This is a genomic window from Catenibacillus scindens (assembly GCF_014202115.1).
In the GTDB taxonomy this organism is placed as follows: Bacteria; Bacillota; Clostridia; order Lachnospirales; family Lachnospiraceae; genus Catenibacillus; species Catenibacillus scindens.
Window position 1 is genome coordinate 170,543 of the sequence record NZ_JACHFW010000005.1, and the last position, 17,794, is coordinate 188,336.

Here is a 17,794-nt window from a genome sequence, read left to right on the forward strand (position 1 = left end):
TGATTAAATTTTACATATGATCCTGATTAAACACTGTCACATTTTCAGCGTTTAAGGGAAATTCATAATAATTCACATCTTCCCGTTCATCCCAGCCAATATCCTGCCAGAACGTATTGCCCACTTTATTTTTTGTAAAAGCGATGAGGGCCACTTTGTTAATCTTTTCAGCTTTTAATGCCTCCACGGCCTGATGGGCCATCGCTTTTCCAATGCCGTGCATCCGATAATCCGACCGGACGCAGACATGATAAAAATATCCGGTCCTCCCATCGTGTCCACACAAAATGCTGCCTACAATCTGCCCGCCGTCTTCAGCCACCACACTGGTCCTTGGATTTCTCTCTAAAAAGCGGCATACCCCTTCATAAGAGTCATCTATACTTCGGATACCAAAGCCTTCAATGCCAAGCCAAAGCTTTTTAAGGCCGTCATAATCCTCGATTGTCATTGTCCGAACTGTCATTTTTCTAAAACCCTTCCTGTCAATTTGGCGTAACTATTCAGTCTGCTAAAACTGTATGCCGCCCTCATCGGCGCCATCTCATACAATGCCAGGATCAGGGGAATAAAGGAACAAGGTCAAGACCTTCGTCTTCCGCCAGTCCGAACATCAGATTCATATTCTGAACCGCCTGTCCGGCAGCCCCTTTCACCAGGTTATCAATGGCGCCCATAATAATCACCCGGTGTGTTCTCGGATCCACTTTAAAGTTAATATCCACATAATTGCTGCCCTCCACCCAGCGTGTCTGAGGGCAGACATTTTCATCCAGAAGGCGGATAAACTTCTCATTGCCATAATATTTCTCATAAGCGGATCGGATCTGGGGCCAGGACACATCTTTCTTTAAGGACGCGTAAGCAGTCACCAAAATTCCCCGGTTCATAGGAACCAGATGGGGCGTAAAGCTGATAACAACCGGCTCGCCCGCCGCATATCCAAGCTGCTCCTCGATCTCCGGGGTATGGCGGTGGGTGCCAACGCCATAAGCCTTAATATTTTCATTGACTTCACAGTAAAGATTGTCCAACTTAGCTCCCCGGCCAGCGCCGCTTGTCCCTGATTTGGCGTCGATGATCAGCGACTGGGGATCAATAAGCCCCTCCTTCATCAGTGGGTAAGCGGACAAAATGGAGCATGTGGTGTAACAGCCTGGATTTGCCACCAAGCGGGCGCCTTTAATATCTTCCCGATTGATCTCACACAGCCCGTAAACAGCCTCTGGAATAAACTGGGGACTCTTGTGGGTAATCCCATACCACTTTTCATAAACAGCCACATCCTTAATACGGAAGTCCGCGCTCAGGTCAATGATTTTTACCTTATTTAATATGTCATCACTGACAAGGCTGGCACAAAGTCCCTGGGGCGTCGCTGTAAAGATCACATCCACCGCCTGGGCCAGTTCTTCCATATTATCATCCATACACTTGCTGTCTACCAGTTTAAACATATTGCCAAATACATCCGCATATTTCTTATCAATATAGCTGCGGGAACCGTACCAGACAATTTCCGCATATTTATGCCCCAGCAGAAGGCGCACTAATTCCTGTCCGGCGTAGCCTGTAGAGCCAATAATTCCAACTTTGATCATCCATCTCATCCCATTCTGTTTTTGTATTTTTATGCATTATTTGCATCCTTAGAAAAGTATACTGCATATATATTAAACCATCTCGACATGTTAGTAAAGACAATTTTTTCATAACTTTCTTCTAAAAATTTTTCATTTCATTGTCTATTCTGCCGATTATCGCGATTTTAGGAAATCAAAAAAACTCTGGATATTTCAGGCTTTTCCCTGCCCTTTTCCCTTTTCACCCAAAAAATTGCATAATCTCCATAAGATATACAGATAAAATTTATAAAAATTCATTTGCTTCAAAAAAGGTATTGCATTTTTATTCATATTCGTGTATATTATAGAGGACGTCATAATACTTTATTATTATGACGTTTCCTGCTCATTAAACGTTTTGGAGGTACATATATGAAAGAGAAAGTTGTTTTAGCATATTCCGGCGGTCTGGATACAACCGCAATTATTCCATGGTTAAAGGAGACTTTTGATTATGACGTTGTCTGCTGCTGCATCGACTGCGGTCAGGGCAATGAGCTGGATGGCCTGGAACAGCGGGCAAAGATGTCCGGCGCGTCTAAATTATATATTGAAAATGTTATTGACGAGTTTTGCGACGATTTTATCGTGCCATGTGTGCAGGCAGACGCTGTATACGAAAATAAATATCTTCTTGGCACAAGTATGGCCCGCCCGGTCATCGCCAAAAAACTTGTGGAGATTGCCCGCAAAGAAGGCGCTGTAGCTATCTGTCACGGTGCCACCGGCAAAGGCAATGACCAGATCCGCTTTGAGCTTGGCATTACAGCCCTTGCTCCAGACATTAAGATTATCGCTCCGTGGCGTATGACGGATGTGTGGACGATGCAGTCCCGTGAAGATGAGATTGAATACTGCAAAAAACACGGCATTGATCTCCCCTTCTCACCGGATTCCAGCTACAGCCGCGACCGTAACCTCTGGCACATCAGCCATGAGGGCCTTGAGCTGGAAGATCCTGCCAATGAGCCCAACTACGATCATCTCCTTGTACTGAGCGTAACTCCTGAAAAAGCGCCAGATGAGCCGGAATACGTGACTATGACTTTTGAAAAAGGCGTTCCTAAGAGTATTAACGGCAAAGAAATGAAAGTTTCAGAAATTATTATGAAGTTAAACGAGCTGGGCGGAAAGCATGGCATCGGCATCATTGATATTGTGGAGAACCGCGTTGTCGGCATGAAGTCCCGCGGTGTTTACGAAACCCCCGGCGGAACCATTCTTATGGAAGCCCACCGCCAGTTAGAGGAACTGATCTTAGACCGGGCAACAATGGAAGTGAAAAAAGAGATGGGCAACAAGCTGGCTCAGGTTGTTTACGAAGGCAAGTGGTTCACCCCCCTGCGTGAAGCCATCCAGGCATTTGTAGAATCCACCCAGCAGTATGTCACCGGCGAAGTTAAGTTTAAACTGTATAAGGGCAACATTATCAAAGCCGGCACCACATCCCCATATTCCTTATACAGCGAATCTCTCGCAAGCTTTACTACCGGCGATCTTTATGACCACCATGACGCTTCCGGGTTCATTAACCTGTTTGGACTGCCGTTAAAAGTCCGTGCCATGAAACTTATGGAAGCAAAGACAAATAATAAATAAGCTATAGGAAGGGCCCGTCACAAAAGATGATCTTTTGCGGCGGGCCTTATTACCTTAACCTTCCATAAAAATCTTTTCTTCACTCTGAGGCTGATAAATCCGCTCTCCGTCCCGGTTAAAATACAGAATTTTGCTGGACGGAATGTAGAGAAGGACATGGTTGTCAATATTTTCCCAGGAATTTTCACCCTTCACGTGGAGACGGCCTAATTTCGTCTTAACATCATAGAGGATATCGCTGCCCATTGGCTCAGAGACATTAACTGTTCCCGCCAGTTCAATTCCCTTTTCCTTTTTCTGGGAAAGATCCCGGACAATCTGTATATCTTCCGGGCGGATGCTGACATAGCCGAAATCTGTTGTAATAATATTGGCCGGGGGATTTCCGATAAATCCGGCGACAAAAATATGATTTGGATTGGTGTACATCTCTTTTGGGGATCCCTGCTGAACAATGTGGCCCTCATTAAACAGCACAATGTGATCACCCATAGTCATAGCCTCGGTCTGGTCATGGGTAACGTAGACAAAGGTTGTCCCAAGCTGTTTGTGAAGATTTAAAATGCTGTGGCGCATCTGATTTCTCAGCTTGGCATCCAGATTGGACAGGGGTTCATCCATTAAAAATACTTCCGGATTTTTGACAATCGCTCTGGCAAGTGCCACTCTCTGGCGCTGTCCGCCGGACATCTGTCCGGGCAATTTTTTATACTGGTCTTCCAGCTCAACCGTTTTTAGGGCCTCCATGACTTTCTGGTGGCGTTCTTCTTTTGGCACCTTTTTGATTTTTAAGCTGTACTCGACATTTTTATAAGCGGTCATGTGGGGATAAAGGGCATAGTTTTGGAAAACCATGGCCACCTTCCGGTCTTTCGGCTCCACATTGGTCATGTCCTGCCCGGAAATCCATATTTCCCCCGCATCGCTTGTCTCAAGGCCGCTTAAAATCCGCAGCAGAGTGGACTTTCCGCAGCCGGAGGGGCCAAGAATAATTGTAAAAGAGCCATCCGGTATATTCAAATCAATATCTTTAAGAACTTCCGTTTTATCAAATGCTTTGCTGATTCCTTTAATTTCAATATTACCCATATTATTCCTCCAGCATTTTCTTCCTTATATTTTCAATTTCCTCATCGGTAACGCCAATGGCTCTCATATAATTCACCGGGCCGTCATAGCGTTCGTCAAGATAATCCAGAGTCCGGCGCATTGTATTTGGATCAGATTCAAAAATTTCCACAGGAATATGTTTCAGGCCGCTCTCCTCAAGCTGCTTTAACTGTTTTGCCGTCACTTCCTTGTTATTTTCCCCGGAAGCAGCGTAATCAGCGATGATCTGTTCTTCACAGACATCACAGGCGGCAAGGATGAGCATGGCGGTCAGGCCAGTCCGGTCTTTTCCCGCACTGCAGTGGAAAATAATACCGTCATCTTCCCCGGAAATGATCCTCAGTTCTCTCCTAAGGGCGTCCTGATGATTTTCCAGAATGTCTATATATAATGTGTATAAAAGATCTTTCGGCTTACATTTCAGATCCACCGATCCCTCAATAGGAATAGCGTAATAAACCAGGTAATTGTGATCGTAAAAAGGATCTGTGGACTTTTTCTCCATGGAAGACCTAAGATCAATGCTGGCCCGGATGCCGTAATCTTCCAGACAGCTCAACTCATTGTCTGTCAGCAGGGAAAGATCCCCGCCTCTTAACAGTCTGTGTTTTTTTAAGGAAACGCCGTCTTTATTCACATACCCGCCAAGCTCACGGATATTATTGGCAATTTTAAAATCCATGGGAGCGTTTGCTGTATAAGTCATTATTTAATTCCGCCTTTCATAAATGAACTGATAATTTTGCGGCTCATAAAAATATAAACGATCAAAATGGGGATGGTGGATATGGTGGCCGCGGCCATAGACGCCCCCCACATGTTTGTATCCGTTCCTGTAAAGGACTTTAAGCCGATCTGTATAGGCTTTACCTCATCGGTACGTGCCACAAGAGTAGGCCACAAATAATCATTCCATGCCGTGATCACAAGGACAATACCAAGGGAGGCAATACTTGACTTCATATTTGGAAGGACAATATCCTTCAAAATCTGCAGCTCACTGCTACCGTCCATCCTCGCCGCATCAATGAGCGCCTTAGGTATGGAATTAAAGTTTTGGTACATAGAAATATTGGCAAATACAGAACAGCAATGGGGAAGAATCATGGCAAATAAAGTGTTGTTTAACCCCATATTAATAATTTCTACATAGTTAGGAATCATAATGGCCTGCACAGGTATCAGCCAGGTAATGGATAAAATCCCGTACACCACTATTTTTCCCTTAAAATTCCACCGGGTAAAAGCGTAGGCAAAAAGCACCGCCACAACAAGCTGGATCACAGCCGTTCCAAGGCTGACAACAACGGAATTAAGCATCATGCGAAAAAGAGGAACGGTAGTAAAAGCGTCAATATAATTACTGAAAGACGGCTGGGTAGTGATCATGGAATATCCGAAAATCTCCGGACTGCTCTTTAAGGATGAAATGATCATCCAGTAAATGGGGAACAGGGCAAGGAAAGATAAAAGAATCAAAATCACATGACCGGATACTCTGGATAATTTCTTTGTCATTTCACTGCACCTCCTTTAATTGTCATAAAATGCCAGACGATTAGAAATCTTTTGAAGCACAAGGGCAATGATCCCAAAAATCACAAGGAATACAAGGGCCGCCGCCGCGCTGACACCTACGTTGGAATTTCCAAAAGCATATTTATAGATCAGATAGTAAATGTTTGTGGATGTTCCGTAAGGACCGCCCTGGGTGAGGACGTCAATATAAGAAAAGGTCCACTGACTGGCAAAAAGAATGCTCATCATAATCATTAACATCATTGTAGGGGACAAAAGAGGCACTGTAATATCAATAAATCTGCGGAACCCGCCGGAGCCGTCCATTTTGGCCGCCTCATAATACTCCGGGCTCACATTGCTGATAGCTGCGGAAAACATTAAGGTGGCGAAGCCGATCATCTTCCAGCCGGTGATCAGAGCGATCATAAGCCTAGCCAGCCCTTCCGTCTGAAAGAAATTAATGCCATTTTCAAGAAATCCCGCTGAAACAAGGAGGTGATTGACCAGACCGTTAGTCTGATGTAAAAGCCACTGAAACACTGTAGCTGTGGCCACCGGCGGCATGATCATAGGCAAAAAGATCAGCGCGCGGTAAATCCACTGGGTGCGGGGCTTCAGGTTTTGAAGGAGCGCCGCGATGATCACCGGAAGAATAACCGCGAAGGGCAGCATCATTAAAATATAATAAAATGTGTTGAGAATCGCCGAGCCAAATTCCGGCGCGTTAAACAGCTCCGTGAAATTGCTCAGCCCGGTAAATTCCGGCATTGTTCCCGGCAGCATATTCCAGTCATAAAGGGTATACATAAGCGTCTGGATCAAAGGTTTGAGCATCCAGAACACAATAATAAGGATGGTAGGCAGCAAAAAAAGCCACGGTTTTATTTTTGACGAAATTTTTACCGGACGCTTTGCGGCTGTTTTTCTCATTGCCATATTGATCTGGACTCCCGTCTGTTTTTTAACCATTTCTGTCATTGTTTTTCTCCATATCCCATAAAATTTGCGGGGAAACAAAGAGGAAGTGTTTCCCCGCGCCGCAAAATTATTAAAGTTTGCTCCGCGCCGGATGCTGCTGTGCCCACCGGCGCAAAAACCGTTACACAAGATTACTGCTGGATGTACTGATTCATCTGATCCTGATATTCCTGCAGAGTCTGTGCCACATCCGCGTCGGTAGTCAGAGCTTTTGTGGACATATCCGCGTATAATGTGGTCAATTCTGCCGCGTGGTCTCCAGGCCAGATGGTTGCCGGCTGTACATCGGCAAGACGTTCAATGTTTGCCGCGATGATCGGATTGGCATCAACAAAATCTTTCAGATAGTTCTCATCTTCCGCGAGATAAGGGCGCAGAGGCAGGTAGCCGATCTCTGATGTAATGATAGTATAACCCTCATCACCGGTCACATATTTAATAACTTCCCAGATTGCCTGAGCTTTCTGCTCACTGTCCGGACGTACGACAATGGCACTTCCGGAGTTTGTCGGCACAGAAGCCTGGCCATTAAAGCCTGGCATAGGATAACCGTAAAGGGTCCATCCGGCAGTCTCTGCCGCGCTGACAAAAGAAGTGTAGACGGATGTGGACTGGATATGCATAGCCGCTTCCCCGGAAGCAAATGCCTGCATAGCTTCTGTATCTGTACCACCTACAGCTACGCCGTCGGTGTAGAATTTCTTCCATGTCTCAAACGCCTGAATACCTTTCTCGCTGGCAAATTCAACAGCAGTGCGGTCATCATTAAGGACTTTTGCGCCATTGGAGTATAAGATACTGTCAGTTACCCATCCGGTAGAGTTTGACGGTGACAGAGCAAGGCCATATTTTCCGGTAGCTTCTTTGATCTGTACGCACCAGTCATAAAGTTCATCCCAGTCTGCCGGAGCCTGTGTGGGATCAATTCCTGCCTGCTCTAAGAGATCGCCGTTGATGTAAAGCATCGGCGTACTGAAAGTAAAGGCAAGGCCGTACATTTTGTCATCCACTTTCCCAAGATTCAGGCAGTTTTCCGGAATGCCTTCAAAGTGGGCGTCCAGCTCTTCCTGGGGGAATACATCCTCGAAAGCGGAAATGCCAAGGGTATCTCTGTCTCCGTCAATTCCGGCAAAATAAGCCTGTACAATGTCCACCTGCTGGCCGGCCTTCACGTCCGTCTCTGCTTTCGTGCCGGTATCGTCGGCTACAAATTCAAGAATGACGCCTTTTTCCTTGCCGACGCCGTTATTAAAGTTATCCATCATCGTCTGGAATCCGGTTCCAAAGGCCGGGCTGGCATAACTGTAGGAATAAAATTTAACAGTCACAGGATTTTCCGGGTCCAGAAGATTTTCTGACCATGTTACGTCACCGGAAGCGTCTGCCTGGGAAGCATCCGCGGCAGTTCCCGCTTGTCCCGATGTATTGGCAGTTGTGTCGCCGGCGGCCACAGACTGGCATCCGGCAGCGATTCCCGCCAGCAGTGATAAACTAAGTCCCATTGTCAAAATCTTTTTTAACTTCATGTTTGTTCTCCTTTTCGTCTTTCTTACAGGTTTTAACGGTTAAGTTTAAGTTTTTAATCTTCGTGGTCAAGCTTCTTTAATTCCTCAGCGAAAATATCCAGGGGCATTTCCACAACGGCCCGGTCCCGGGCCATTGTTTCCTGATGGACAGAAATGGCGCGATCCCGGATCTCTACCACTGAGAAACCGCTTTTATCAGTAAAAGCCAGATTATTTTTCCGGATTTCCAGGGAAAAGGCGGCGGAATCCGCGGTGGACTGGAAAATCCCCTGATCCATATTGACAGCGTTGGTATGGGTATGTCCGCAGAACACGGCGAAGGCATCGCTTTCTTTTAAAATCTTCATAACATCTTTTCCGTTTTTCGCGGCCATAGTATCACCGCCTGTGGCAGCCCAAAACAGTGGATGATGTAAAAATACAATGCTCCCTTTGCCGTAAGGCTCTTTTAATGTTTCTTTCAGCCAGTCAAGCTCCTGTTCCACAATAAAACCGGACTCTTTTCCCGGAACCGCGGAATCCAGCATGATCAGACGATAGCCGTCAACGTATTGGATATAATAATAAGGCTCTGTTTTTTCTTCATTAAACATCCCTTTGTAAAAGGCGTCCTTTTCATCGTGATTGCCAAGAACATAAAAAAGCTGTACATTCTGAGGAATTTTATTCCGCAAAATTTCATTCAAATATGTATAGTCCTGAGCAACACCCTCATGAACAAGATCGCCGGTGACAACAACAAAATCTACGCCGTCCCAATCTGTCTCCTCAAGCATTCTTTCCATTCCGGGAACAATACTTTCTATCTGTCCCAGCATAGCGTCAATCCCGCTGTTGTCATAGGCTTTGCGGACATGGGTATCGGTTAAATGAATAAATTTCATACGTATCCTCCTTGCAAATCTGTAATGGATCTACTGCTCACCGCCTTAATGGCGGGAGGCATCTCCCATCGGATATATTCAACTCACAGTCATTATTTTATTCGTTCGCGGAATTTTATTCCACCAATTTTCCATAAAACTTTATTAAAATCTATGTAAAACATCTTTTTAGTAGCTTTTACGGAATTTAATTCCAAACCAAAGTAAATAATAACGATTTACGGAACACTTGCAAGATATTTACATGAAACATAACACAGAAAAATATTTTTATGATATGATATAAGCAGTTCCGCCATCAGAAATGGGCGGAATGATTTATGCTTGCATAAGAATCAGACCGCCCCATTTCTGATGAGCTTAAGCGCCAGATCATGAGCAAAGAAGCGGCGTAAGCCGCGGGTCAGCGCGTAAGCGCGGCTTTGCGAATGGCGCGGGCGGAACTGCTGCATATACTACCTCAGTTCCGCCATCAGAAATAGGCGGGATGATTTATGCTTGCATATAACCATGAATGAAAGGCTGATTTGTTATTTATGACTTCCTATAATGACAACCCGTTGAAAGATAATCCATTTATAAGGATTCAGAAAAAATATGACCAATTTCATAAAAAAGAAAAAGATATTGCTGATTACATATTAAAAGAGGCGGATCAGATGATCTATCAGTCCGTCAAAGAGACCGCTCTAAAGTGCGGCGTTGCCGAATCCAGCATTGTACGGTTCTGTAAAGCTATCGGCTACTCCGGTTACAGTGAACTCAAGACCGAAGTCGCTAAGGAGGCTGTAAGTATCCAGTACCAGCAGGAAATATTAAAGGCAGAAAACAGCGATTCCTTTCCGGAACAGCTCGGCCAGATCTTTTCCAGCACAGTCATGCTTTTAGATCAGGCACGGCTCCAGATGGATTATGATCAGATCATCCGCACCGCCGACCTGATCCTTAAATCCCGCCTGCTTCTCATCTATGGCAATATTTACTCCGGCCAGTCCGGCTTTATTTTCAGCGAGCGTATGAAATCCATCAACGTTCCCACTTTTATTGCCTGGGACCATATTTCCATGAAACAGATTTCCATTATGGCTTCCACCGATTGCGCGGCAATCTTCCTATCCCACAGCGGGGCCAGCAAGGACACACTGGAAAATGCCAGCCTGGCGAAAAGCCGGGGCGCCGCCATTATTGTCCTTACTCCTGCCCCTCAGTCGCCGCTGGCCCGGCTGGCAGATATTCTGATCACTATACCGTCTGTGGACGTCTCCATCTTTAAAGATTACTATCCTGTGGAGACGGCATTTTCCCTGATTTTAACCGCCATCTACACCGCCGCCTCCCGCCAGCGCCGCCATGACAACAGCGAATCCACGGAAAAATTTGAGACTGAAGTGATCAATGACGCTTTTGAGTTTCCGGAAATGTAAAACTTCGTAACTGTTCACTGCCTTCACAGTTACGATTCGCAAAACCATGAAAATCAGTTTTGCCGCGCCATTGGCAGGGGGTTGGAGCCCACCCGCTATATGTCAATCTCATCCCCTGTTCCAAAATATTCAAGCCGTTCCCCAAGCATCTCCTTTAGCCAGGTAAAGCCTGTCTCCCCGGTGCAGTGCCCGGTATAAAACCGGGCGCATCCGCTGCCTTTAAGTTTTCTTCCCAGATTTTCAATAATCTCCCGCGCTTGACTGCGATCTTCTTCAGGAACTTTTAGAATATCTTTTAAATGAAAGCCGCCAATCAAAGCATAGATATTTTTTCCCTGAAAGCTGGGGCGGTCTCTGACTTCCGCAAGGATATCCGCCGGCCCCCCGTGACAGCAGCTATTAAAGATCACCAGTCCTTTGTCCGTCTCAAAGACAAGGCTCTGCTCATGGGAAAAGTCATCAGGAATCATCCGGCCGTCCTCCAGGCGGTACATTCCGGCGGCCTCCCCTTTCTCCTCCATATTTTTCATGTGATGTCCCACAATCCATACTCCGGGAGCCAGGGCACAGTCTCCATGGACAAACACAAGCCTGGATTTACATTTTTCCAAAAAGCCTTCCGGAATGCCAATGTATTTTTTTCCAAAAGACGCCTGGCGGTAACAGTTTTCCTTACAGGCTCGCTGAAGATATATCGGCGCTTTCATATTGATCTGGCAAAAATTTTCAAGGCCTCCGCTGTGGTCATAATGGGCATGGGACAGCACAGCCAGATCCACAGACGAAAGATCAACACTAAGCGCTCCGCTGTTTTTGGCATACAGATCCGTTGTCCCCATATCAAGAAGTATTTTTTTACCCTGATATTCAATATATACCGACAGGCCATGTTCTCCCAAAAGCCCGCAGCCATCTTTATTTTCCACAAGGGCAATGGCCTTTAACATAATAACTTCCTCCTTACCATGCATAAACAAAACCTCACACGGCTCATACTAAGGATGGTACCTTATTTTTCTCTGACTTTCAATCCTTTAAGAGGTTTTTCAATGAATAAATATTTACAGCGCCTCCCATTGTCCACGATCATATTCACCGCCTCGGAGATGGCAGTCTATATCACCTATCTGTCCATTGACCTGACATTCGCTTTTTCGCCGGTAATCTCAGATATTTTTAAATACGCTGGCGTCCTTCTCTGTTTTTTATACATCCACTGGATTCCCGGCGCCCATCCCGCCATCCGCAAAAGCTTTCTGTTATTGATCTTCTCCGACTATTTTCTTTTGTTCACAGACAGCTATTTTGCCGGCGTTGTCCTCTTTGGGGCCATCCAGTGCCTTTACTTTATATACCACAGCGGACTAAAACGCCTTCCCCCAGGTCTTGCCGCCGTCAGTCTCATATTTCCCGGACTGTGGTTAATTTCATCCCTTTTAGGTTTTAGGGGAATACTTCCCGCAGCGGCGTCCATCTATCTGTCACTGCTTTTGACCAATCTGATCTTTGCCTTTCGCAGGGCCCTGGCCTCTAAAAATACCGGGCTCTTTATCTTTAGCGCCGGACTGGTCTTCTACCTGCTGTGCGACTTTAACGTGGGGCTGATGAACGCCCCGGACTATTTTCCCGCCGCTACGCCCCTTTGGCTTTCTTTCCTCCGGGTCAGACAGGTTCACCAGGGTACCGCCTTTGCCATATGGTTTTTCTATCTTCCGGCCCAGGTTCTCATCGCCCTTTCTCAGACTTCCCTGTCCCCATCTTTGGCAGCGTCAAAAACCTGGGACAGCCCCCGGGGCGTCAGTTCATAAATAGTATCGCACACCTGGGAAATATATTTCCGGTCATGAGAAATACTTAAAATACACCCTTTAAATTCTCTAAGGATTCTCCGGATCACCGGGTTGGACAAAGGCGAAAAATTCCGGGTAGGTTCGTCTAAAATCAGCACATTGGCTCCGTCCAGGATCATTTTCAGGAAAAACAGTTTGGCCCGCTGACCGCCGGACAGACTGTCAATAGAATGAAACATTTCATCGGGGGTATATTTCATACTCCCAAGGAAGGTGCGCGCCCGGCTGATCGCCTCCTTGTCCCCGGTATGCTCAAGAAATTCTACCGGTGTTTTTGAAAAATCCATACCCTCCTCATAATTTTGAGGCATGTAGACTACAACCAGATCTTTCCGCCCCAGGAGCTTTTGGGCCATCTGACGCAGCAGAGTCGTCTTTCCGGCGCCGTTTTTTCCGATAATACAGATTTTTTCCGGTCCGCGGATCTTTAGATGAATATTCTCCGCCAAAATCTTTTCCCCGGCATCCCCAGGCACTTTCAATACATCCAGATCAAATTCCAGCACTATCTTTCCGGCAGGCAGGGTGTTGTCCGCTGTCCAGGCAGGCATAATCGCCTCCTCGGTCTCCGGCAGTCTTGTCTGACTTTCATGATCCCGCTCCATACGCCGGCCCATAGATTTTACAGCATGCATTTTCTTTTTCAGCAACCGCCCGCCGTGAGGGTCCTGGCGGCTTATATTCTTTTGCTGGTGATCCACCTTTTCCATAATCTGGCGGTAGCGCTCCTGCTGCCGTTTATAATCCTGCTCCTCTTTTCTGGCCACCTGTTCCTGATGCTCCATTTTCGCAAGCCGCCCTTTAACATAATCCGCATATCCCTGGCGGGCAATAGTATGCCTTGGCATTGTTTTCCGCCTGAGCATTTCAAAATGGAGGATCACGTTAGCTGTGTTTTCCAGAAGCGTCTCGTCATGGGATATGTAGATCAGGGGCAGATCACAGTTTTGGATAAAATTTTCCAGCCACTTTAAGGTGTTAAGATCCAGGTCATTGGAAGGCTCATCTAAAAGCAGCACATCTGGTTCTTCCATTAAAATTCTGGCAAGCCCCAGCTTTACCCTTTCTCCCCCGGAGAGTGTTCCCACCTTCTGGGCGCTGTAAAAAATGTCCGCCGGAAGGTCCAACTGCCGCCCTACCCTTGCCAGCTCTTTATAGTCCTGCTGATAAAATACCGGGCTCTCCTCAAAAAATTCCAGAATTGTCCGCCCCGCAAAATCCCTCCCCGGCTCCTGGGAAAGATACCCCATATGGTTTCTCCCCCGAATGATCTCCCCGGAATAGTCCGCATAATCCTCCACAAGGGCAGGATCACAAAGCAGTTTTAAAAATGTGGACTTTCCATTGCCTTCCTCCCCGATCACCGCCGCTTTGTCCCCCGGATTCAGGGCCCAGGTGAAATCTTTAAGCAGTACCTTTGAATCTTTTTTATGTGTTATCGTAAGATTTTTAATTTGAAGCATTCTCATTCCCCCGTTTCCGTTACCAAAAAAAGAACCCTGCTTCGCAGGATTCTCCGCCTGCGGCGGGTCGCATCGGCGGCATTTTCTGCTCCGCCGCAGTGCGATCCTACGCGGAGCGTTTTTTATGTCATAGAAAACCCAGTTTCCCGTCACATAAAAAAGCCTTCCTCCGCTTTTGGAGAAAGGCCCGCTTTACCTCTGACGCCTGCCGCAGCAGAGTACCAAAGATCCAGGGGAATTATGTCATCCTGTCATCCCACAGCCATGACATACTTTCCCGGTTATTTTTTCCGGCAATGATTTTCGATAATCTTTCTCCAAAAAGCATAAAACACCACAGGCGCCGTCTAGCCGCCCTGTATCTTTTGCTGTGTTCACTTTGGGTCTGGATTATCGAATAATCATTGTGTCACCTCACACTTTATATTTTCTCCGGAAACAGGGCCAAGAGCAGCTCTCCTGCCATTGCCATCTTCCGGTCACTGCCGACAGGATACCACGAAACCGGCCCTGTGTCAATAGGATTATTTTTCGTTTTTTTGCCTGTAAATTTCCTTTAAATTGTCGATAGCCATTTCCACATCAAGCGTATGAAATCCCAGCCAACATTCGTTCATCGTCCGGGCATCGGCGATCTTATAGATTTCCCTGCTGCTCTCATTGGTATAATAATGCCAGTACCGATAAATATAACCGGCCCAGTACATCACTTCCCTGTCATAGACTGTACCGGCTTTTTTCAGCCCTCCTGCTTCATCGTCAAGTTCTCAAGTTTAAGCGCTGAAAGACTGTGTATTAATGCCTGGTCGGTAATTTCACCATTAAAGAAACGGTCCAGGACAACAAACATCCGGTCATTGGCAATATAACCAATAAGTACATCACAATTTTTATATAAGTTGGCATATCTGGAATAGATTGCTGAATCTTTTACAGATTCCATCTTGCCCCGATGGTATGCAACTAATAATGCCCAGTCCAGCCCTATATCTATATCAACCGTCTTCAAATCCGACAAATCGACACTCATGTATATAATTTGGCTTCCGGATAATTACATATCAGCGTAAGGGGCTGGTTTCTGTCCGTTCCCATATAAAATCCCTTTCCAAAATCACATCGGTCTGTGCTGATCGGCGCAATAGGGCCATTAATTCCGGACTTGGAACCATGATATAAAATAATTTTCCCTGAATTTTCCATAGTGACCTCCACTACTGACCTTCTTCTTTTATTAGTTCATTGTCCATTATATCACTCATTTTCCTGCGGGACAACGGATCTTGCGTTGATCCCGTCTCCTTTAACTTCCCGTTATTTTTTCAGTCCGAAACTTAACGGCCGGTCAATTGAATCGCCCATGATCATGTCTTATAATTATAAAACAGCAGCTAATCACCTCCCCCCGCAGACTATTGCAAGCCAAAGGAGGCACACACAATGAAAATCAATGAAATTATCCGCCAGCGCCGGATTGAAAAGCAGTTAACCCAGGAACAGATGGCCGACCTTCTCGGCGTAAGCGCCCCGGCGGTCAATAAATGGGAAAAAGGGATTTCCTACCCGGACATCACCCTGCTCCCGCCCATCGCCCGCCTGCTTGACACGGATTTAAACACCCTTCTCTCATTTAAAGATGACCTGACGCCCAAAGAAGTTTCCCTGTTTATTAACGACTTATCTGAAACTGCCGACCGGGATGGGAGAGATCGTGCTTTTGAGAAAGCCTTTAACAAACTGAAAGAATATCCTTCCTGCCATCTTCTGACGCTAAATATTGCCCTGTGGCTCGATGGCAGTCTTATGTTAAATCCGCAGGAGGACTTTATTGACAAATATTCATCCAAAATCGAAGATTTATACTATCGGGTTATGGACAGCCCTGATGAGAGCATTAAAAATCAGGCGGTTTCCATGCTCATCTCCAAGGCCATGGTCAAAGAAGACTATGATCAGGTTCAGTCGCTCCTTCAACTGCTGCCTGAGCCTTCTTCTGTAGATAAAAAACAGCTCTCCGTCAATCTTTCCATCGCCCAGGGGCACCTTGAAGACGCCGCCAGGACTGAGGAAGAACGACTTATAACCGCCGCCAATAATATCCAGACAATCCTTCTGACACTGATGGACATCGCGCTGAGAGAAAACCGAACCGGCGACGCCCGGTATATCGCCCAGGTTTCCAGACAGTTCGCAAAGATTTTGGATCTGTGGGAATATAATCGCTATGTGGCTCACTTTCAGTTCTACTCTGTCCTGAAAGATCCGGATCAATGTGCGCAGACACTTATTCCTATGTTAAGAGCCATAAAACAGCCCTGGGAACCGGAACAAAGTCCTCTGTACCGCCACCTGACAACAAAAAGGCAAGAAAAAGATCTGGCCCAAAAATATCGTGAAAATATCCTTCAAATTTTAAAGGATGACCCGGATATGGCATTTTTCAGGGAGAGCAGCGCTTTCCAACCGTTTATTGAGACAATGGAGAGAGAGTCATCGGCAGACATTAAAAGAGGTTAAAACGGACGGCGCCCTGGCGCCATCCATTTTAACCTTCTGAAAAACCGGTTACTCACCGCTGATTTCATTTAACAGACCCACTGTAATATCCTTCGCGATGGCGGATGCTCTGGCACAATTTTCTTCAAAATTCTCAACGCCGTTGTGGTCGGCTGTGTCGGTAACACAGCGTATTGCTATAAAAGGAATGCGGTTTACATAATAAACATGAGCGATACTCGCCGTTTCCATGTCCACCGTTAATGGGGCAAACTTATCACAAATTTTTTGCCGGCCCTCATCAGTAATAAATGACTCTCCGGTGACCATGCGCCCCCAGATTACTTTCCCACAAAGTTTAAGTTTTTTCACCGCAGCCTTTGACTTTTCCACCAGTCTGGAGTCCGCCAAAAAAAATACCGACGGCATCCATGGATGAAATTCTGTTAAAATATCCGGAGCCACATCATGGTAACACACTTCTGTAGAAATCACTGTATCAAAAATTTTCAGGTCTGGGTTCATCCCTCCTGCCGTCCCCGAATTAATAATAATATCCGTACCATACACATCAATCAGCAGTTGTGATGCTATGGCAGCATTCACTTTACATACTCCTGAAAAGAGAACAACAATACCCATACCGTTAAACGCACCCTGATAAAACTTTAGCATAGCTCTCTCAGTTATTTTCCAGTCCTTTACCAGACCTAAAAAGGGCGCCAATTCCTCATCTCCCGCACATACAATGCCAACTGTCATCTTTTTCCTCCCACATTTGTCGTTTATGTTTTCCTGTTTTATTTATCCCCCAGAAGAATGTAATAGGGGCAAATATTTTCATAATGCCCGTCCTTCATCATAAATCCGCCAGGGATTGTCCCCAGTTGTACAAAACCCAGGCGCTCATAAAGACGTCTGGCCCGCACATTACTTTCCACCACGGCGTTAAATTGAAGGATAGTAAAGCCATATTTCTTCGCTTTTTCAAGGCAGTCTCTCACCAGCTTCTCACCGATATTCTGCCCTCTGAAGGAAGAATCAACCGCGTAGCTGGCATTGCATATATGACCGCAGCGCCCTACATTGTTGGGGTGAAGGATGTAAAGTCCCACGATTTTTCCCTGATCCATGGCCACCCCGGTATATGTCTGTTCTCCAAAAAACACTGCTCCGCTTTTCCCGTCAAGCAGCTCCTCCTGTGGAAAAGCATTGCCTTCCTCAACGACTTCATTCCATATTTTGATCATATCTTTCAGGTCATCCTGCTGATATTCTCTGATCTGCATACACTTTCTCCTCACATTCACGATTATAA

19 protein-coding genes are annotated in these 17,794 nt (G+C 46.0%); 4 read left to right on the top strand and 15 right to left on the bottom strand.

All coding sequences use genetic code 11. From position 1 onward, the window contains the following. Positions 1-10 precede the first annotated feature (10 nt). Positions 11-466, bottom strand: coding sequence for a GNAT family N-acetyltransferase (locus HNP82_RS08260; RefSeq protein WP_183773208.1), 456 nt, complete (start codon positions 464-466; stop codon positions 11-13). Between the two features lie 94 nt (positions 467-560). After that, a complete protein-coding gene (argC, locus tag HNP82_RS08265) occupies positions 561-1,601 on the bottom strand; it encodes an N-acetyl-gamma-glutamyl-phosphate reductase (RefSeq protein ID WP_183773210.1) in 1,041 nt (346 codons plus the stop codon). A 396-nt stretch (positions 1,602-1,997) separates the two neighbouring features. Between argC and HNP82_RS08270 the strand changes: the two genes are divergently transcribed. Beyond that, the gene (locus tag HNP82_RS08270; RefSeq protein WP_183773212.1) at positions 1,998-3,224 is read left to right on the top strand and encodes an argininosuccinate synthase; all 1,227 of its coding nucleotides are present in this window, start codon (positions 1,998-2,000) and stop codon (positions 3,222-3,224) included. 54 nt (positions 3,225-3,278) lie between these two features. Here HNP82_RS08270 and HNP82_RS08275 read toward each other — a convergent pair whose 3' ends face one another. The 6 genes from HNP82_RS08275 to HNP82_RS08300 all read right to left on the bottom strand — a co-directional run bounded on the left by HNP82_RS08275 (position 3,279) and on the right by HNP82_RS08300 (position 9,243). Next, the gene (locus tag HNP82_RS08275) at positions 3,279-4,313 is read right to left on the bottom strand and encodes an ABC transporter ATP-binding protein (RefSeq protein WP_183773214.1); all 1,035 of its coding nucleotides are present in this window, start codon (positions 4,311-4,313) and stop codon (positions 3,279-3,281) included. Position 4,314: 1 nt separating this feature from the next. Next, entirely contained in the window at positions 4,315-5,040 is a 726-nt protein-coding gene (locus HNP82_RS08280) for a tyrosine-protein phosphatase (RefSeq protein ID WP_183773216.1), read from the bottom strand. Beyond that, positions 5,040-5,852 carry a carbohydrate ABC transporter permease gene (locus tag HNP82_RS08285; protein WP_183773218.1) on the bottom strand — a complete coding sequence of 271 codons (813 nt, stop codon included), beginning with the start codon at positions 5,850-5,852 and terminating at the stop codon, positions 5,040-5,042. The genes HNP82_RS08280 and HNP82_RS08285 overlap by 1 nt, the downstream gene beginning before the upstream one ends. A 15-nt stretch (positions 5,853-5,867) precedes the next feature. Then, positions 5,868-6,833, bottom strand: coding sequence for a carbohydrate ABC transporter permease (locus HNP82_RS08290; RefSeq protein ID WP_183773220.1), 966 nt, complete (start codon positions 6,831-6,833; stop codon positions 5,868-5,870). Positions 6,834-6,964: 131 nt separating this feature from the next. After that, entirely contained in the window at positions 6,965-8,359 is a 1,395-nt protein-coding gene (locus HNP82_RS08295) for an extracellular solute-binding protein (protein ID WP_183773222.1), read from the bottom strand. A gap of 53 nt (positions 8,360-8,412) precedes the next feature. Next, positions 8,413-9,243 (bottom strand): metallophosphoesterase family protein, encoded by an 831-nt coding sequence (locus HNP82_RS08300; protein ID WP_183773224.1) that lies wholly within the window; start codon positions 9,241-9,243, stop codon positions 8,413-8,415. Positions 9,244-9,779: 536 nt separating this feature from the next. Between HNP82_RS08300 and HNP82_RS08305 the strand changes: the two genes are divergently transcribed. Next, complete coding sequence (locus HNP82_RS08305) at positions 9,780-10,667, top strand: MurR/RpiR family transcriptional regulator (RefSeq protein ID WP_183773225.1); 888 nt, start codon at positions 9,780-9,782, stop codon at positions 10,665-10,667. Between the two features lie 95 nt (positions 10,668-10,762). On the opposite strand, the gene HNP82_RS08310 is transcribed toward HNP82_RS08305, so the two are convergent. Next, positions 10,763-11,614, bottom strand: coding sequence for an MBL fold metallo-hydrolase (locus HNP82_RS08310; RefSeq protein ID WP_183773227.1), 852 nt, complete (start codon positions 11,612-11,614; stop codon positions 10,763-10,765). Positions 11,615-11,716: 102 nt separating this feature from the next. Between HNP82_RS08310 and HNP82_RS08315 the strand changes: the two genes are divergently transcribed. Next, positions 11,717-12,475 (top strand): hypothetical protein, encoded by a 759-nt coding sequence (locus HNP82_RS08315; protein ID WP_183773229.1) that lies wholly within the window; start codon positions 11,717-11,719, stop codon positions 12,473-12,475. Here HNP82_RS08315 and HNP82_RS08320 read toward each other — a convergent pair. The 4 genes from HNP82_RS08320 to HNP82_RS18225 form a co-directional block, all read right to left on the bottom strand. Next, entirely contained in the window at positions 12,406-13,980 is a 1,575-nt protein-coding gene (locus HNP82_RS08320; RefSeq protein WP_183773230.1) for an ABC-F family ATP-binding cassette domain-containing protein, read from the bottom strand. The two genes, HNP82_RS08315 and HNP82_RS08320, sit on opposite strands and share 70 nt — an antisense overlap. Positions 13,981-14,504: 524 nt before the next feature. Then, entirely contained in the window at positions 14,505-14,687 is a 183-nt protein-coding gene (locus HNP82_RS08325; RefSeq protein ID WP_243164697.1) for a hypothetical protein, read from the bottom strand. 32 nt (positions 14,688-14,719) lie between these two features. Beyond that, entirely contained in the window at positions 14,720-15,010 is a 291-nt protein-coding gene (locus HNP82_RS18220; protein WP_279288898.1) for a DUF3990 domain-containing protein, read from the bottom strand. Further along, a complete protein-coding gene (locus HNP82_RS18225) occupies positions 15,007-15,183 on the bottom strand; it encodes a DUF3990 domain-containing protein (RefSeq protein WP_279288899.1) in 177 nt (58 codons plus the stop codon). The genes HNP82_RS18220 and HNP82_RS18225 overlap by 4 nt, the downstream gene beginning before the upstream one ends. A gap of 237 nt (positions 15,184-15,420) precedes the next feature. Between HNP82_RS18225 and HNP82_RS08335 the strand changes: the two genes are divergently transcribed. Next, positions 15,421-16,497: a helix-turn-helix domain-containing protein gene (locus HNP82_RS08335; protein ID WP_183773232.1), complete on the top strand. Its 1,077-nt coding sequence runs from the start codon at positions 15,421-15,423 to the stop codon at positions 16,495-16,497. Between the two features lie 48 nt (positions 16,498-16,545). Here the strand turns inward: HNP82_RS08335 and mtnN are convergent, their stop codons facing one another. Both mtnN and HNP82_RS08345 read right to left on the bottom strand, forming a co-directional pair. Beyond that, positions 16,546-17,238 (bottom strand): 5'-methylthioadenosine/S-adenosylhomocysteine nucleosidase, encoded by a 693-nt coding sequence (mtnN, locus tag HNP82_RS08340; RefSeq protein ID WP_183773234.1) that lies wholly within the window; start codon positions 17,236-17,238, stop codon positions 16,546-16,548. A 38-nt stretch (positions 17,239-17,276) separates the two neighbouring features. Further along, on the bottom strand, positions 17,277-17,765 hold the full coding sequence (locus HNP82_RS08345; protein WP_183773236.1) for a GNAT family N-acetyltransferase: 489 nt from the start codon (positions 17,763-17,765) through the stop codon (positions 17,277-17,279). Positions 17,766-17,794: the final 29 nt, after the last annotated feature.

Bases quoted from the DNA above. Each gene is read 5' to 3' on its own strand.
- HNP82_RS08260 (WP_183773208.1), bottom strand. From the start codon at position 466: ATGACAGTTCGGACAATGACAATCGAGGATTATGACGGCCTTAAAAAG.
- argC (WP_183773210.1), bottom strand. From the start codon at position 1,601: ATGATCAAAGTTGGAATTATTGGCTCTACAGGCTACGCCGGACAGGAA.
- HNP82_RS08270 (WP_183773212.1), top strand. From the start codon at position 1,998: ATGAAAGAGAAAGTTGTTTTAGCATATTCCGGCGGTCTGGATACAACC.
- HNP82_RS08275 (WP_183773214.1), bottom strand. From the start codon at position 4,313: ATGGGTAATATTGAAATTAAAGGAATCAGCAAAGCATTTGATAAAACG.
- HNP82_RS08280 (WP_183773216.1), bottom strand. From the start codon at position 5,040: ATGACTTATACAGCAAACGCTCCCATGGATTTTAAAATTGCCAATAAT.
- HNP82_RS08285 (WP_183773218.1), bottom strand. From the start codon at position 5,852: ATGACAAAGAAATTATCCAGAGTATCCGGTCATGTGATTTTGATTCTT.
- HNP82_RS08290 (WP_183773220.1), bottom strand. From the start codon at position 6,833: ATGACAGAAATGGTTAAAAAACAGACGGGAGTCCAGATCAATATGGCA.
- HNP82_RS08295 (WP_183773222.1), bottom strand. From the start codon at position 8,359: ATGAAGTTAAAAAAGATTTTGACAATGGGACTTAGTTTATCACTGCTG.
- HNP82_RS08300 (WP_183773224.1), bottom strand. From the start codon at position 9,243: ATGAAATTTATTCATTTAACCGATACCCATGTCCGCAAAGCCTATGAC.
- HNP82_RS08305 (WP_183773225.1), top strand. From the start codon at position 9,780: ATGACTTCCTATAATGACAACCCGTTGAAAGATAATCCATTTATAAGG.
- HNP82_RS08310 (WP_183773227.1), bottom strand. From the start codon at position 11,614: ATGTTAAAGGCCATTGCCCTTGTGGAAAATAAAGATGGCTGCGGGCTT.
- HNP82_RS08315 (WP_183773229.1), top strand. From the start codon at position 11,717: ATGAATAAATATTTACAGCGCCTCCCATTGTCCACGATCATATTCACC.
- HNP82_RS08320 (WP_183773230.1), bottom strand. From the start codon at position 13,980: ATGCTTCAAATTAAAAATCTTACGATAACACATAAAAAAGATTCAAAG.
- HNP82_RS08325 (WP_243164697.1), bottom strand. From the start codon at position 14,687: ATGTACTGGGCCGGTTATATTTATCGGTACTGGCATTATTATACCAAT.
- HNP82_RS18220 (WP_279288898.1), bottom strand. From the start codon at position 15,010: ATGAGTGTCGATTTGTCGGATTTGAAGACGGTTGATATAGATATAGGG.
- HNP82_RS18225 (WP_279288899.1), bottom strand. From the start codon at position 15,183: ATGGAAAATTCAGGGAAAATTATTTTATATCATGGTTCCAAGTCCGGA.
- HNP82_RS08335 (WP_183773232.1), top strand. From the start codon at position 15,421: ATGAAAATCAATGAAATTATCCGCCAGCGCCGGATTGAAAAGCAGTTA.
- mtnN (WP_183773234.1), bottom strand. From the start codon at position 17,238: ATGACAGTTGGCATTGTATGTGCGGGAGATGAGGAATTGGCGCCCTTT.
- HNP82_RS08345 (WP_183773236.1), bottom strand. From the start codon at position 17,765: ATGCAGATCAGAGAATATCAGCAGGATGACCTGAAAGATATGATCAAA.